16 protein-coding genes are annotated in these 15,537 nt (G+C 57.3%); 2 read left to right on the top strand and 14 right to left on the bottom strand.

Annotated features, from left to right (window positions below; translation table 11 throughout):
- The first annotated feature begins 109 nt into the window (after window positions 1-109).
- Window positions 110-1,267 carry an Mbeg1-like protein gene (locus FJE54_RS04670; RefSeq protein ID WP_139651566.1) on the top strand — a complete coding sequence of 386 codons (1,158 nt, stop codon included), beginning with the start codon at window positions 110-112 and terminating at the stop codon, window positions 1,265-1,267.
- A 49-nt stretch (window positions 1,268-1,316) separates the two neighbouring features.
- Here FJE54_RS04670 and FJE54_RS04665 read toward each other — a convergent pair whose 3' ends face one another.
- Both FJE54_RS04665 and FJE54_RS04660 read right to left on the bottom strand, forming a co-directional pair.
- On the bottom strand, window positions 1,317-2,246 hold the full coding sequence (locus FJE54_RS04665; protein ID WP_139651565.1) for a DUF6179 domain-containing protein: 930 nt from the start codon (window positions 2,244-2,246) through the stop codon (window positions 1,317-1,319).
- Window positions 2,227-2,883, bottom strand: coding sequence for a DUF6323 family protein (locus tag FJE54_RS04660; RefSeq protein WP_139651564.1), 657 nt, complete (start codon window positions 2,881-2,883; stop codon window positions 2,227-2,229). Before FJE54_RS04660 ends, FJE54_RS04665 begins: the two co-directional genes overlap by 20 nt.
- 397 nt (window positions 2,884-3,280) lie before the next feature.
- Here FJE54_RS04660 and FJE54_RS04655 point away from each other — a divergent pair, with 397 nt between their 5' ends.
- Window positions 3,281-4,258 (top strand): LysR family transcriptional regulator, encoded by a 978-nt coding sequence (locus FJE54_RS04655; protein ID WP_139651563.1) that lies wholly within the window; start codon window positions 3,281-3,283, stop codon window positions 4,256-4,258.
- 53 nt (window positions 4,259-4,311) lie between these two features.
- Here the strand turns inward: FJE54_RS04655 and FJE54_RS16420 are convergent, their stop codons facing one another.
- The 12 genes from FJE54_RS16420 to FJE54_RS04600 form a co-directional block, all read right to left on the bottom strand.
- Window positions 4,312-4,482 (bottom strand): hypothetical protein, encoded by a 171-nt coding sequence (locus FJE54_RS16420; protein WP_369406382.1) that lies wholly within the window; start codon window positions 4,480-4,482, stop codon window positions 4,312-4,314.
- A gap of 281 nt (window positions 4,483-4,763) precedes the next feature.
- Window positions 4,764-6,020 (bottom strand): MFS transporter, encoded by a 1,257-nt coding sequence (locus FJE54_RS04650; protein WP_139651562.1) that lies wholly within the window; start codon window positions 6,018-6,020, stop codon window positions 4,764-4,766.
- Window positions 6,021-6,111: 91 nt separating this feature from the next.
- Window positions 6,112-7,365 (bottom strand): MFS transporter, encoded by a 1,254-nt coding sequence (locus tag FJE54_RS04645; RefSeq protein WP_139651561.1) that lies wholly within the window; start codon window positions 7,363-7,365, stop codon window positions 6,112-6,114.
- Window positions 7,366-7,385: 20 nt separating this feature from the next.
- Window positions 7,386-7,706 carry a zinc-ribbon domain-containing protein gene (locus tag FJE54_RS04640; RefSeq protein ID WP_139651560.1) on the bottom strand — a complete coding sequence of 107 codons (321 nt, stop codon included), beginning with the start codon at window positions 7,704-7,706 and terminating at the stop codon, window positions 7,386-7,388.
- Window positions 7,707-7,816: 110 nt separating this feature from the next.
- Complete coding sequence (locus FJE54_RS04635; protein ID WP_139651559.1) at window positions 7,817-8,158, bottom strand: oxidoreductase; 342 nt, start codon at window positions 8,156-8,158, stop codon at window positions 7,817-7,819.
- A gap of 12 nt (window positions 8,159-8,170) precedes the next feature.
- Window positions 8,171-10,672 (bottom strand): molybdopterin-dependent oxidoreductase, encoded by a 2,502-nt coding sequence (locus FJE54_RS04630; RefSeq protein WP_139651558.1) that lies wholly within the window; start codon window positions 10,670-10,672, stop codon window positions 8,171-8,173.
- Window positions 10,673-10,710: 38 nt separating this feature from the next.
- A complete protein-coding gene (locus FJE54_RS04625; RefSeq protein WP_139651557.1) occupies window positions 10,711-11,163 on the bottom strand; it encodes a hypothetical protein in 453 nt (150 codons plus the stop codon).
- Window positions 11,164-11,277: 114 nt separating this feature from the next.
- Entirely contained in the window at window positions 11,278-12,780 is a 1,503-nt protein-coding gene (locus FJE54_RS04620) for an MFS transporter (protein ID WP_139651556.1), read from the bottom strand.
- Between the two features lie 140 nt (window positions 12,781-12,920).
- Entirely contained in the window at window positions 12,921-14,225 is a 1,305-nt protein-coding gene (locus tag FJE54_RS04615; protein ID WP_139651555.1) for a trigger factor, read from the bottom strand.
- Window positions 14,226-14,609: 384 nt separating this feature from the next.
- On the bottom strand, window positions 14,610-14,849 hold the full coding sequence (locus tag FJE54_RS04610) for a hypothetical protein (protein ID WP_139651554.1): 240 nt from the start codon (window positions 14,847-14,849) through the stop codon (window positions 14,610-14,612).
- Between the two features lie 113 nt (window positions 14,850-14,962).
- Window positions 14,963-15,190, bottom strand: a complete 228-nt coding sequence (locus tag FJE54_RS04605; RefSeq protein WP_139651553.1) for a hypothetical protein — start codon at window positions 15,188-15,190, stop codon at window positions 14,963-14,965.
- A 9-nt stretch (window positions 15,191-15,199) separates the two neighbouring features.
- On the bottom strand, window positions 15,200-15,535 hold the full coding sequence (locus FJE54_RS04600; RefSeq protein WP_139651552.1) for a 4Fe-4S dicluster domain-containing protein: 336 nt from the start codon (window positions 15,533-15,535) through the stop codon (window positions 15,200-15,202).
- Window positions 15,536-15,537: the final 2 nt, after the last annotated feature.

Here is a 15,537-nt window from a genome sequence, read left to right as displayed (position 1 = left end):
CTAAGAGCAAGCGCACTGCTGCTTTCCGAAAGCAACCATACTGCGTCTGTACAAGGCTGCCTGAAGAACCGGCAGCTCGATGCCGCAAAACGCAAGGTTAGGAACCGCTATGAACATACTCGACTATCTCGCAACCGAATTCGCCACATTCGAAGAGAAGCCGTTCAATGAGATCGACGCGCTCGTGCTCTCGGAAATCTGCATGGTGCGTTTCGATGACATAGCACCGGGACTCAAAGAAAAGAGGCTGTTCGCAGACATCGGTACGATCGTTGAGAATCTGCTTTCGCCGGGCGGCCGCGGCGTCGCATTCCGCGATGCGCTCAGAGCCGAGCACTTCGACCGCATGTTCACAGGGCTTGTGCCCGATCGGACAAAGAGCCTGCTTTTCGCCCTTGCCGCGAGTCCCCGCTTCCGCGAAATCGTCATCCGCGACTATCTGAGCTTGTTCGACATCGAGCGCCAAACGCAGTTCGCTGCGATGGCGTTCGTCCACAAGCGCGAATTCGCGTTCATCGGATACCGCGGCACCGACAGTTCGTTTACCGGGTGGAAGGAAGATTTCAACATGGCCTTCACCTGCCCGGTTCCCGCCCAAGACCAGGCTGTCCGCTACCTCGAATCGGCAGCGCCCGGCCTGCCGAAACGCCTGATGCTCGGCGGCCACTCCAAGGGTGGCAACCTTGCCGTGTTCGCCGCCGTCAATGCCAACGCCAAGGTACGATCGCGCATAGAGCGCGTCTACGATTTCGACGGACCCGGCTTCAAGCCTTCGGTGTTCACGAGCGAAGAGTACGCGAGCATCGAGGGGGGCGTCACCAAAATAGTGCCGACCGATTCGATCGTCGGCATGCTCATGGAATCGCACGAGGATTACCGAGTCGTCGAAAGCGATGCAAAGGGCATAGCGGCCCACAGCGGTTTCACCTGGCAGATCGAAGGCGATCGGTTCGTCTATGCCGATCGCATATCCGACAGCGCCCGGTTTACCGATCAGGTGATGACCGAATGGCTCGGATCGTTTACCGACGACGAACTCGCCGTCATCGTGGACGCGATTTTCGAAGCAGTGCAGGCGTCAGGCGCCGAAGATGCAACCGACATCCTAAGCGGCGGCGCGAAAACCGTTCAGCTGCTGCTCGATGCGAACAAGAACACCCTGGAGCCCGCCCGCTCCATCCTCGCCAGCGCGATCAAACGCCTTTCCGAGATCGTCGTGCGCCATGTCGGTCGCGACGTAGGAGCGATGCTGGGGGGAAGGAAATAAGGCACTCCGTATCGTAGGACTGCTCAAGCAGCCGTGCAGACGTTAGTCGCTAGAAACGCAAGAACACTCCGGAAAGCCCCTCGCCCGACGGCATTCCGCTGCGGGATGCGAGCCGCATGACGCGCGGCAGCAGATCGACTGCCGTATCGGTTACGTACTTGCGCGTGCGTTCATCCTCGATGGCAAGCGCATCGCACGCCAGGCAGGCTGCAGACGCAAGCATGCTGCGCACCTGCGAACGCGTCTTTTCCGCTACCTTCTCGACAATACGCATGCGATCCTCATCCGTCACCCGCAACGATAGGACATCGCCGCCGGCAAGCGCAAGCCCGATCGCGTTCGCGGCGATCGGCTCGTACAGATTGATGATCAGCTCGCGGTATGCCGGATGAACTGCTCGCAAGAGCGCGGCGCACCGATCCAGCTCGAAACACTGCATGACCGCGTTCTCGATGAGCAACCGCTCGAGGTACTCGGTCACGTAATCCACTCCGAGCATTGTTTCGGGAACGGGATGCGCAAGAGGGTAATCGATATCGCACGGAATCTCGTGGGCGAAATATCGGTACTCGTAGCGCGCCGAAAAGTTCCGCAGGCTCTCAAGCGTATCGCGCAACGCCGTGCTCTCGAGAAGCGGCGTGCTCAGGCAGACCGACTCCCAGAGCCCCTCGACTCCCTGCGCCTTCGCTTCGACGTCCTTCATGCGACGCTCGAACGCGTCTGCGACTTGCTCCCGGAGCAGCGAACGGACATCGCGCGAACACAGATCGGCAGGATTGAGGCCGAGCGTGAAACAGACCGAATCGAGCAGCCGCTTCGCCGTCAATTCAGGGACCGAGCTGCTCTCGCCCATCGTGTAGAGGGCGGTGCGCTTCGCGAGAAGCCCCCAGAGTTCGGACTGAAACGCAAGCTGCTCTTCGACCGTCAGCTCTTCGTCTTGCGCGGCAACCGGCGCGAGCTCACCGAAACGTCGATCCACCGATTCTGCTGTTCGCGTCGAACCCAGTGCGGTACAGCTCGTTGTACTCGTCGTAGAACCCGGCCGCATACGCTTCGTCGGGCCGTTCGCATCGGCTCGCCTCGTACACGCGGTCGAGCCCGTCTCGCTCGCCGCTTCTTCCTGCTTCGACATCGCCGTCCTTCCCCTCGTACGCTTCCGCTTCCGACCAATCCTCGTTCTCGTCTCGATGACAAGCTTCGGCAAGCGCAACCAGGCGCTCAACCGCCATGTTGCCGAGGTGTTCTACCGAGCCGTGCGCCTCATGGTCGAACGCTTGGCGCATGGCATCGATCAAATCCTGATCGGCTATTTGCTCGTGTGAATCCTCCTTGAACCGGTAGAAGGCATCCTGCAGATCAGCAAGCGTTTCATCGTAGGTAGCTTGGAAAAGATAGGGAGAATCGCAAAATGCCGCAACGAGTTCCACAAGCACGCCGCGCCCGAATTCCACACGGCCCGTTGCGCACAGCGCCTCGACGCGTCGCTCGGCAAGTTCTTTCATCTGCTCCCCGGTGAGCGAAAGACCGTAGCGCTCGCTTTTCGCGTTGCACAGAGCAAGGTCTGCCCGCGCAGGTTCGCCCCGCGCCCCCAAGCTCAGCATCATGTCGATGTCCAATGCGCATCACCCTTTCGTTTTGGCGGAAAAAGAAGGATACGCCTCTCGGCAACGATATACAGGACTCGACTTTTGCTGCGGTTTGTGGTAATATATTCCCAGTTTGAAAGGGAAAATCGAAAGATTCACCCTTTTTCGTCTTATGGGGCAAGCCTCATATCCGGGCAAACCGAACCAGAACGCATACTGCATGTTCGTTTGAATCCGAACGCGAACCGAAACCGCAAACCCTCGGGTAGCAACAGCACACCGTTACCAGCGCAACGAACCGCGAAGCGAATCCGCTCTCGCCTCGGTCCACGCAATGCACGCTGCTTCGCCGACGCGCGCGTTCGGCCCTGCTTATGATGCTACAATATGAGCGAGCGAAGATGGTTTTACTAAGGGGGAGTCTGCATTGAAAATCGAATCCCTGTACGAGTTCATCGTTCTTACGCACTATCTGAATTTCACCACTGCGGCGAACAATTTGAACATGTCGCAGCCGACTCTGAGCAAGCACATTTCCGAACTCGAACAAGAACTCGACGTTGAACTGATCACGCGCAGCAAAGATCTCGAAATGACAGCAGCAGGGGCTGCGTTTCTCAAAGATGCCATCCAGATTCACCACCTGTACAAAGATTCCGTTAAGCGCGTACGCGACATCGCCCGGCAAGACATCGAAACGCTCACCATCCAAGAACCCTACATCGTCGATTTGATGAGCGAAATTCTCTTCAAATCAGTCTCTCGATTCAAACTGGCGAATCCGTACATCATGACCAAGTACTACACCGAGCGAGGCAGAAAATCGATCGAGCTGCTCGAGCAGGGTAAAATCGATATCGCGATGGTCATCGATTGCAACGCTGCCGATCGCATCGACAAGGTGAGCGAAAAAAAGGGTCTGATCTTCTATCCCGTAATACAAGAACAGCTTTGCGTATGGTTGCACGAAGACCATCCGCTCGTTTCCAAAGAAGCGCTTATGTTGGAGGACCTCGTACATGTGCCCATCAACATGACTTCGACACGCAGCTTCGACCCCATGAGGTTTGCCATCCTCGATCTTTTCAGCAGAACGCTCGGCGTTCGGCCGAACCTGCAAACGTATTCGAGCGAAACGCTCAACGAGTTCTTCATGAATACGCACGATCGCAACGCGATATTCCTCGTTTCGCCTGCCGTCGCTGCTTCGCCTTTGCTCAGCATGCAGCGTCACATGACGAGCCGTCTCATCGACGACGAGCGTGCACGCATCACGTCGTATCTGGTTTTGCGCGAGGATTATCAGAAAAAAGCGATCGACCAGTTCTTGGAAACCGTCGAGCTTGTCGTTTCAACCGATATCGAGCACCACGACAAAGTCGCGTACTTGGAGGAAATTGAATAGCGAAATGCGCCTACGTTCGTCGCGGCGGCATCTAACACGCACACCATCGACTATCAGGTACGCTTCTTTAGCCGAGCGCTCCCCGGAGGCAGGGGCAACCGCCATCCGCACCGTTCGCACACGGGATGCTCTTCGGAAAGCACCGTTTTGCATTTCGGACAGCGAATCTGCGCTTTGGGAAGCTTCGCCCCGCATTTTCCGCAATTCACACAGGGATAGCACATGCGATCACCTCTATCGATGTCGAGCCTTCCATTCATCCCAAGCCTGTTTGCGTGCTTGTTCGCTTATCGGCTCCTTACACAACGGACACGTTTTGAGATCCATGAGCGTACGGGCACCGCAGTTCGAACACACGACCATCTTCGGCTTGCAGTTTTCACAGGTTGGCAAACACATATAGCAATCGGGCATGAGACGCTCTTTTCATCAACGCCAAGCTTTCACTACGCCCAAGGTTTTGCGTGCTCATCTTCAAACACGGCACACGACGTGCGCTTCGCCGTCAATCGATCAGATCGTCGGGAACAGGCCCGTCGAGATAATTTTCCCTCGCGAAGAACCTGCAGTGCACGCACTCGATCGCAAACAGCACTGCGCATCCCGCCCCTGCGACAACCATCGACATATCGGCACCCGCCCCTGGTCCGAACAGCAGATCCTTCACGCCCTCAATCACAATCGGCGATACGGAGAAGCCGAGCGAAGTCAATGCCAGTACAAGCGAAAGAGCCATGGAAACAACGCTCTGATCGACCGCTTTCGACGTGTTGTAGAGCGTCGTAACGTACTGGATGCCCGCACCGATGCCGAAAACGGTTCCGCCGATGAGCACCACGACCATGCTGGGTGCGCAAGCGACCGTCAGAAAGCCTGCGGTGAGCAATGCCAACCCGGGAAGCAGCACGTATTTTCGAAACAGCTTGGTGATTTGACCGTACAAAACCCCCACCGCAAACGAAGCTATCTGCAGGATCGCCGTAATCGCAGCGATATCCACCACATCACCGAACCCCTTTTCGTTGACGAGCATCGCGATGTTCGACTGAAAGGCAAAATTGAACAGCGAGACCGTACAGAACATAAAGCATGCATACGCCAAGGCAGGTGTCAGTAGCTTCTTCATACCGGAAAACAGGTGCCCTCGATTGATCAACCGTTCTTCTAACTGGCCTTTCGGAAGACGGATAGCCGTGATAACGAGGACAGGAACCACCCCGACGTATATGAGATAGGCGAAGTTCCACTGGGCAAGGGCAAGCCAGCCCACCACGAGCGACACCGCGGCGGCACCAAGATAGTTGATGGCCTGCTTAAAGCCGAGCACACGGCTGCGCTCGCTCTTGCTTTCCCAATATTGGCAGACGAGCATGCTTGCAAGGGGGTGCAGCAAACCCTGCCCGATTCCGATGAGCGCACTGCTTGCGAACAGAAGGCCGATATGGGGCTCCTCGATCGCCACAGGAAAAAGGCCCCCCACCAAGAGGAACACCAGCGCAACTTCCGCAATCGTCTTCTTATGGACGAACGACGTCAAAAGTCCCGTCAACAAGGTAGTGGGAATGCTCGCAAGCGAAGGCACAGCGAGTATCATCTGAATCCCCGCGCGCGAAACATCAGGGTACATCTCCCACAACACCGCCAAAACGGAGGAGAATGCCGAAAACACGCTATCGTAGACCGCGAAGGCTCCAATCGGAACCAGAAACAGCACATGCTGAACCTTAAAATAGCCAGCAATGCCTCTAAGCAGCTCTTTCATCTCAGCCACCTCGCTGAATAAGCATCATGGTTACATAATTGATCGAAGATTTCCGAAAAACCGCAGCAAAAGCGATTTGGACGAGCCACCCTCACGGACGACTCTTAGCTGCCCCTTTCGCCGCATTTCGCGAAGTGAAAGAAGCGGATCGCTTTCTCATAAGCAGGTACAGAACCAGCGCACCCAGCACAAAGCAGAAGCACACCGTATACATTGCAGATACCCCCCACGTTTGCATGATGATCCCCCCGACAAACGGACTCATTCCCATATTGATATCCGGCCCGATGTAAAACGTATTCGAAGCTCTTCCAAGCTCCTGCTCATCGGCACCGCGCACCGCTTCCGCCTGCAGCGCAGAATACGCCGAACCTTGCCCAATCCCAACGAGCATCCCCGCCAACGCTACCGCGCCGAGAGAATCCATGGCTATCAAAACCCCACACCCCACCAATTCTACGAGGAGGACGGGCACGATCACAACGCCGAAGCTTCTCGTATCGCTTAAGCGACCCGCAAGCGGGCGGGCGACAAGCGCCGACACAGCGTACAGCGTGAAATACAGCGATACCCCGGCGATGCCTCGGAACTCGCCGACGGTAAGCAGCAGTGAAACGTTGATGCCATGCGGAACCCCCGACAGCGCGGCCATAGCAGAATAGGGAACGGCGGGAACGTATACGAAATCGCGCAGGGGAAACCCAGGTGCACGATACTGCCCCTTCCGACTGCGCATAGTGCGGTGCCGTACGCGAATATCCTGCGGAGCCTTGAACAAAACCGCAAGCACAAGCCCGGCAGCGAACAAGCACCCCGCTATGACGAAACATCCGAAATACCCGATCTGCGATCCGAGGGCCGCCGCAACTGACGGAGCGATCGCGCACGACGCCGTGGTGACCACACCCACCCAGCCAACTGCTCGTCCGATATGGTCATGCGCGACCACGACCGAAACAAGCGAGACGACTACGGCGGAGCGAAATGCGAACGCAACACCTTGCACAATGCGGAACAAGCCCACGCCCCCTACGCTCTGCGTGAACGCGCATCCAAACGCGGCAACCGTAAACAGCAATGCCGAGAGCACCAAGAGCGTCGTCTTGCTCAAACGGTCGGCGACCCATCCCGTCACAGGACGCACCGCCAATGCCGAAGAAGCAACAAGCCCCGCAACGAATCCGCCGACTGCAAGCGATGACCCTAAAGCGATAACGTACTGCGAAATAATCGGGTTGATCAGATACGTCGCAAACTGGAACACCGCTTCGATGAGCAGCAGGTGGACGAATCGGATGTTCCAAAGCTTGTTGGATACAGGGCGGCTGTCGGTTTCGCTCGACATTGCAAACGCGCTGCCAAACGCTACTTCGAAGGTGCTTTGGGGGCGGCAGGGGCGCTCGGTGCGGAAGGAGCCTGCGGGTTTGCAGGAGCGTGCGATGCTGCGGCCATCGACGCCGACGGGGCGCTCGGTGCCGGGGCGGCTGCAACAGCCGGAAGATCGCTCCCGCATTCTGAGCATTCCGTGGCACCCGCAATGTTCATTTCGCCGCAATGCGGACACTTGATGCGGTCTTCGGGAAGCTCCACTCCGCATTTGATGCACTTTTCCGCAACGGCGGGATTGATCATGCCGCATTCAGGGCATGTTTTCGGCGTCGATGCAGCTGCTGGTCTAAAACACATGGTCCGTCCTTCTTTCTTCCATACGAAATCGAATCGGCGTCGGAAAATCGGCGCATCCGAGTCAATCAGCGTCGGGGCCGCGCGCCGCACGGCCCCGACGGAGCCGTCACCTACGGGATGAGCAACGTGGTCCTGCGATCGCGTTCGGCCATCTTGGCCGCCAGATCCTCAACAGGCCCGTACTCGATAGCGCTCGCCAGGCAATGGAGCTGGCATGCCGGCATGCCGCCTGCGGCAACACGGTCTTCACACAAATCGCAGTACGAGGTGATAAGCGGGTAGTACGTGTGCTCCCAGGTGCCTTCCTCCATCAGTTCCCACGGACCGAGCACGAGCATCTTGATGCCGAACTGCCCAATCGGATAATCGTGTTCGTTTTTGCAGGATACCTCGCACGAATGGCAGCCGGTGCACCAGTAGTTGTCAATGAGTAAGCCGTATTTCTGAGCCATGATTCATACCTCCTATTCGGCCATGAGATTCTGAAGGGCGGGATCGTTTTTGATGGAACCGGGGAAGTTCTGCACGCTCGGAAGATCTTGCGGGGCATGTTCGACAAGCGGTACGTGATCGGCCTTGCTGAGCCTGCCGATCATGCATTTCATCGGCGCGCCGAAGCCGTAGTGGCCGACAAGGTTGTTCGGGATGAGCTCGTTGATGTTCGATTTCCACACGCCGCCGATGTTCGGCTCGCTCATATCCTCCTCGGGATACCACCACCCGTGATCGGCCATGACCACATTCGGCTTCAGAATAGGAGTGATCTTCGCCTTCTCGTAACATTTTCCCCACGGGTTTTCGATGCACACCCATTCGCCCTCGGTTACGCCGATCTTTTCTGCCAAATCGGGGTGCATGGCCACAACGGGATACGGCTTGATCTCGCGCAGCATCTTGGATTGGCGATGCTCGGAATGGAACGACGCCCAATTGCGCGCGCCCGTCGTGATGGTGATGGGGTACTCTTCCTTCCAGTTGGGGTGCTCTTTGGTGTATTCGGACATGAAGCGCGAAGCGGCGCAGGAATGCAGCTCGTCGGCATCGTCTTGCCAGTACTCGCTGAATATAGGCTCTTCGTAGTACGGCAGAGGATCCCCGCCGCACGCGGCGAACATCAGGCTGAACAGCTCGACCTTGCCTGTCGTGGTGTTGAAGCCAGGTTCACCGTCGGGCCGGAGCATACCGCGCTCGTATTTGCGGTACTCGGTTTTGCGGCATACCTGCACGTGGTCTTTGAGGTACTCCCAATCATGATCGAACCCGACCACTTTGGTAAGGTCTTCAGAGATGTAACGCTCGATGCTCTCGACCTTGCTCTCGCCGTCCACGTAGAAGTTATCGCGGAATGCCGGGCGCTGCGCCAAATCATGGACGATTTCGAATTCGCTCTTGCAATCCCCCACGGGAGGAACAGCCTTCACCATGGCGGCTACGGGACCGGGATGCTCGCCCATGAGCTGCGTGATGTACCCATCATGTTCGAGCCACGTGGCAAGGGGCAAAAACAGATCGCAGCACGAAGCGATAGTGGGGTTCATGAAGATGTCCTGCGCCACCACGAAATCCATGCGTTTGAGCGCTTTATGCCACCGGCTCGGCTGAGCGGTGTTCGTAGGAGCTACCGGATTGGTATGCAGGATCCAGCAGAAACGCACCGGATACGGCTCGTCGGTCTCGAGTGTCGGCAGAAACTCATCAGGCACCGCTTTGCCGAGCAAGAGCTTGTAGATGGGGTATACGTCGAGCCCAACCGTACTGTCGCGCTGTTCCTGGGTAACCGGGTTCGGCGGCACGGTTTCCCGCTTTTTGCTGCCTGCAACGCCGTCGACGTTGTCGAACTGGTTTCCGCCGAAGTCGAGCGTAATGTTCCACCCGATGTTCGTGCCGCCGGGAATGTCGAGGTTGCCCGTAATGGCAACGAGGGCGTACAGGCAGTGCACGCTCTGCACGCCGTTGGGATTTTGGTCGTTGGCGAGGCCCATGTTGAGACCCCACGGCTTCTCTGCCAAGCAACGGGCAACCGCGCGGATGGTCTCGGCGGGAACCTCGGTCACTTCGGCAGCCCATTCCACCGTGTGCTCCATAACGCGCTCTTTGAACTCGTCGAAACCGTAGCACCACTTCTCGACGAACTCATGATCGTACAGATCCTCCTCGATGAGCACGCGAAGGAGGCCGAAGGCGAGCGCGGTATCGGTGTTCGGACGCAGCTGCATGTAGTACAGCGCGCGGGTCGAAAGCCAGTTCACGCGCGGATCGACGTTGATGAGCTTGGTGCCGCGCTTCAAAAGCTCGATGATGGAATGGCCCCAGGTGCCGTCGGGATTGGACCGTAGAGAATCGCGACCCCAGTTGAGCAGGTACTTCGGTTGCACGTATTCGGGATCGTCGTAGCGTCCGGGCAATCCGTTCGCAAAGTCGTACTCGATGTAGCCCGCGCCGCCGATCATGGAGCACACCGTATCGCGCGGAGCCATGCAGGAGAAACCCGTCTGCGTATAGCACTGGTTCGTCGTCACACAGATGCGCGCAGACGTGTTCGTCATGTACCTGCCAGCTTCGCGCCCGGTTCCGGTGAGCACCGTCAGACTGTTCGGGCCGTATTGCTCTTTGCACTTGTTGATTTCTTCTTCGATCTTGTCGTAGGCCCAATCCCACGATACGACCTTCCAAGCATCGGCGTTGCCTCGGTCCTTCGGATCGCGGTACATCGGGTGCACGATGCGATCGGGATGATAGATCAGGTCGAGCACGCGCAAGCAGCGCACGCATAAGCGCCCCTTCGTAGTGGGATGATCGGGGTCGCCCTCGATCTTTATGCACTTTCCGTCTTTCACATACGCAAGCACCCCGCAACCCATGCCGTGGCAACCCGGAGGAGACCACGGGGACGTGCGGTGAATTTCGGTGCCGTCTTCCAGCACACGCACCTGGGGAGCGGCGTTTTCGTCAATGTAAGTAGCCAACTCTGATACCTCTTCTCTCTCGTACTCGTCTTATACCTTCACCCGAACATGCCCATTGCAAACAGCAAGAGCACAATCCCAACGACCGACACCGAACAGCCCAGAAGATGCATGTACGCAAACCGCTGCTCGCCCGATGTGACGTACATGGTTGGTTGAGCAGGGTTTACATAGATGCAGTACGTTTTACCGCCCAAAAACGGCACCGCCAGCCGACCTGCCCTCAGGTAGAGATGGAAAAACACGTTCGCGCTTTTCCCCTGATACGTCTTCCCTTCGTACTCATAGCGAAATTCAGGTACCGCTAAGACGAAAAGGCCTGATGCTTTGTTCGACTCGCTTTGATCACGTGCACCCTTGTCGATGTACTCTGCGGGAGTTTCGTCCTGACAGAAATCGGTCTTGCGGGTAGCCACCACATCCACGAACAGAATCGCGCATCCCGCAAACGTTATGGCTATGGCAACTGCAAGAAGTACGATGTTCATCATGTCATCCTGCTCTCGTCCGTCGATCGCCTTGCATATCGGGCATCGCTCGTGTTTTCAGATGCTCCCGATCCGGATCCGAAGGTAGGCCCTGTCGGATCCGGATGACAGGTCGGGTTATTCGGCCTTACGCTTGGCCAGGCCCTCTTCCGCTTCCTTCATCTGAGCAGAGGTCAGACGGTGCAGGAAGAAAAAGACCACGAAGCAGACGATCATGGCGATAGTGGGAACCATGAAGGTCATGAACGTGATGCCCTGAACCATTGCCTCGGTGACCACTTCAACCGATGCGCTGTAACCGATCGATGCCAAACCGAAGCCGATGATGGCACCTTGGAACATCTTGCCGATGTTCGGGCACCATTGGATTGTGCCCATGATGAACGCTTTGGCGCTTTCGCCCTTCTTGTATTCCTGATACGTGATGGCGTTTGCCATGCAGGAGAACTCGACCGCCATCATCATGTTGCCGCCGAAGAAGCTGACGACGATTGCGACGGTGAACACCAGCGTCGAGGATGCGGCGCCGAAATAGCCGAAGATCATCGAGACGATCACGATGGCAATGCCAGTCAAATACGTGATGCGATTGCCGAGCTTGCGGGCGATCGCTTCGCCGCAAAACGTGCCGACCAAGCCGGCGGCGTTAGCCAGCGTGAGGCAGCCAGCGTAGAGCATTGGCTGGTCGAACACCACGGTGCAGTAGTACACGGCCATCGCACCGAGCAGCATCGACCAGATGGCGCGGCCGACTTCGCCGATGAACAAACCCAGAGCGGGAAGGTTCGTGAAGAAGTACTTGAGGCACTTCCAAATGGACACCTTCTGTATATCGCTTTTGACCTCTTCGGTCTTTTTTCCAGCCTTCTTCGCCTCGTAGCGGCGGCGACAATACTCCTCGGTCGGATCCATACCCTTGAACATCTTGAATAAATACACGTACGCAAGCACGAACACGATACCCCAGATGAACGCAGTGATGGTATACCCGATTACCGTATCGGGACGCGTGTTGGAAGCAACGTCGCCGCCCGCGAAAAAGATGATCATGGGAAGCGAAACGGCCGCGAACAGAAGCTTAATAATCAGGTTGCCCTGAGCTTTACGAGCAGACATCAGCGCACGGTCGGCTTCGGTCCGCGAGGCAACCGTGATCATGGACGTCGCGGAAATCATGAACAGGTTGATGAAGAACTGGCCGATAATGTAGCAGCCGCCGATCAACACGGCCTGAGCCACACTGCCGGTATCAACGCCGATCCACGTCCAGTCGGTCCATGCGCCCATGATGAAGATCAAGGCGCAAACAGGAGCGAACAGCATGTACGAGCGGTATTGACCCCAGCGCAGCCATACGCGTTCGATGATGACGGCGGCGATGAACACGATGATCCACGCCATAAAGCTCGATATGGTAGTCATGGTTCCCATCAGCGCAGGATCCATGCCCACCGCGTTCGTAAGGAAGTAATTCCAGTACGAACTCAACATCTGATTCCACCCAGAGAAGAACATCATACCGATGCCGTACATGAGGCCCATTTTCTGGGATATGGCATTAGTGATCTTCCCTACTGCACCCCCCTGAGGCTCGGGAGCGGAAATCGTCGTTTCGGTCATGGTGTAACCCCTTTTCCTCCTCGCACGCACAGGTGCGATGCCTTCGATGTCACCTGCATCTATGCGCAAATTCCCTTGCGCATGCCACCTCCTCACCCGATGCTTTGCGGGTTCGCCCAAGACGAAAGCCCGCAATCGATCTAGTTTTCAACCTGTGCCGTTTCCATCAACCATGCCAGGGCTTTCTTGCGGCGAATGCTTTCACCGAGCGACGAAGCAAACCCGCGCCGCTCGAACTCCTCATCCGACAGGGCTGCAAGACCCGCAGGAAGCGCGCCTTTCGCAGCAGCCACGTCCTCTGTCGCAGCCGCAATGCCCCGCTCCCGTGCCAGTACGTCGAGCGCAAGGTTTTGACGGAGCGTCTCGGCAGCTTGCATGAATGCCTGCATGGTGAATTCGTCTTTGGTTGTGCCGTGCTCTTCGCAGTACGCTTCGAACGTTTGGCCCTGCGCTTCGATTTTGGCGAGGGTCGTTGCCATCAACGAGTCTTTCGCTTCTTGGTACATCTCGTCGGGAACAACGCCGACGAGCCGCTTTTCCAAAGCAGAACGAACCCGCAAAACCAGCTCTTGCTGTTCGACTTTCGCTTTCTGGGACTCAAGATCGGCGCGGATGTGCGCTCGAACCCCCGCCACATCGCCGAACTGCGGGAGCACGCGCGCCACCCACGCGTCATCCACAACGGGAACCACGCGCTCTTGCACTTCGTAGAGCCTGACGGCAGCTTCGTAGCGATCGGTCTTTTCGCCGTCTTCTGCGGGCACCGAAAACGAAAACGAACGCTCTTCGCCTGCGCGCATCGAAAGAACGTTCTCGATGAATGCGACAGGTAACAGGCCTTCGGATATCTCGACGCGGCGACGCAGGCCCGAGAGGTCCTTGCACGGCTTTCCGTTCTTTGTCATCCCGATATCCATAACGGCATAATCGCCTCTACGGATTTCTCCATGAGCGGAGGCCTGGTACTCGGCGCACTGCTGCGCCGAGTACGCAATCTGAGCGTCGATGTCGCTTTCATCGATCGAGACAATAGGTCGTTGCACCTCAACGGGACCTATGTCGGTAAGCGAAAGGCGGGGGCGCGGAGTAAGGCTCGCCGTGAACGAGAAATCCCGATTGAAGCATGGCGGATCGTCGGCGTGGACACCCGGCGTGAGCACCGTATCGATGCCGAGCTCGCGCACAGCCTCCATCGTGAACCGATTGAGCAGGAAATCCTTGCTCGCAGCTTCGACTTCCTGGGCGCTTATCTCTTCGGCAAGGCGCTCTTTCAGGGACAGTCGATCATCAGCCTTCGCACCCATTCCCCTCACCTGCGCCATCAAACGATAGAATTCGTCAAGCGTTTCATTGACCCGTGCGGCATCGACCACAATTTCGATTTCGATGCGCATGCCGCCGTCTTTCTCCTCGGCGACGAGCTTCTTGAATCCTGTCTGACCCATGACGATTCCCCCTTGTTGATCCCCGCTCTACCGACGTACACCCACGCACACTGCCCGCTCCCGCATTCCCCGCGCACAGCCTTCGCTGTAAACCCGTTACTGTGCGCCGGGAGCCTTCGGCGCTCCGGGGGCTGCAGGTGCTCCCGGGGGTTTCGGAGCACCTGGCGCGCTCGGAGCGCCAGGCCGTCCGGGAGCGCCCATGGCAGGTGGGCTGCCGGCAGATAGTTCTGCCCCGCACGCCGTGCACTTCGCGTCGAAGTAGCCGTTTTCCGCTCCGCATTCTGGGCATTGCTTCTTTGCCGTTTGCGTATCTGCTGGTCTAAAACACATGGTGAAACTCCTTATGCTTACCTCGCACGGGCCATCCCTTCGACGGACTCGTGCTTACTTGACTTTCTCGCCGTTTTTCTGGGCCTTGTAGTACCTGCCCAAAGGAACGATCTCGCCTTTTGTATCGGGATCTTCGTCGCCGGCGAGACGGTAGTACACAATTTCGGGCATCATTTCGACTTCGTTGAGCCATTCGTAGCGGTAGTACAGCGCACCGTCGAGAAGGTACGCCTCCACCGTCGATTCGGCAGCAAGCAGATCCGCGTAGCGTTTCTTGATCTCTTGAGGCTCCATCACAACCCCTTCCGCCTTGCCGCCTGAATCAACCGGCAAGGGCTTTCGGTCCTGTATTCACCATCAGCGAACCTGCGCCCGGGCAAACAGGCTTCGGGCGCAGGTCCATCCGCCTATTTCAATTTGTCGCCCTTTTGAGCTTCGTGGAATTCAACCGTCGTCACCTGCACGGGCTCCGAAACGCCGTCGGTTATCTTGTTAAACGTGATCTGCCCTGGCTCGGTTACCGGATCGGCTGCATCGTAGCGGTAGTACAGATCACCGTCCTTGATGTAGGCTTCCACGCAGAACCAATCGCTCACCAGTTCGCCGTACTTTTCTGCAACGTCTTCTCTGTTCATGCCTGTCCCCTATTCCTCACACGGTACGAACAGCACCATGTGCGACGACGTCATCTGCTTTGCCAGCTCGTCTACCGGGCCGTATTCCATGCACAGGCCCTGGCAGTGATGCACGCATGTGGGAAGGCGTCCTTCCTTCACACGATCGGCGCACAGGTCGCAGCGGTCGGTCGGTGTGGGTATGAAGTTGAATTCCCACGTGTCGTCTTTGATGAGGTTGGGACCTTGCTGGGTAAGCTTGATGCCCCATTCCCCCTCTTCGAAACCGTGTTCCACCTTGCACGCCATTTCGCAGCTATGGCAGCCGGTGCAGAAGTTGTAATTGATAAGCAAGCCGTTCAACATGT

It is taken from the genome of Raoultibacter phocaeensis, assembly GCF_901411515.1.
Lineage (GTDB): Bacteria > Actinomycetota > Coriobacteriia > Coriobacteriales > Eggerthellaceae > Raoultibacter > Raoultibacter phocaeensis.
This window is presented reverse-complemented; position numbering and strand designations above follow the sequence as displayed.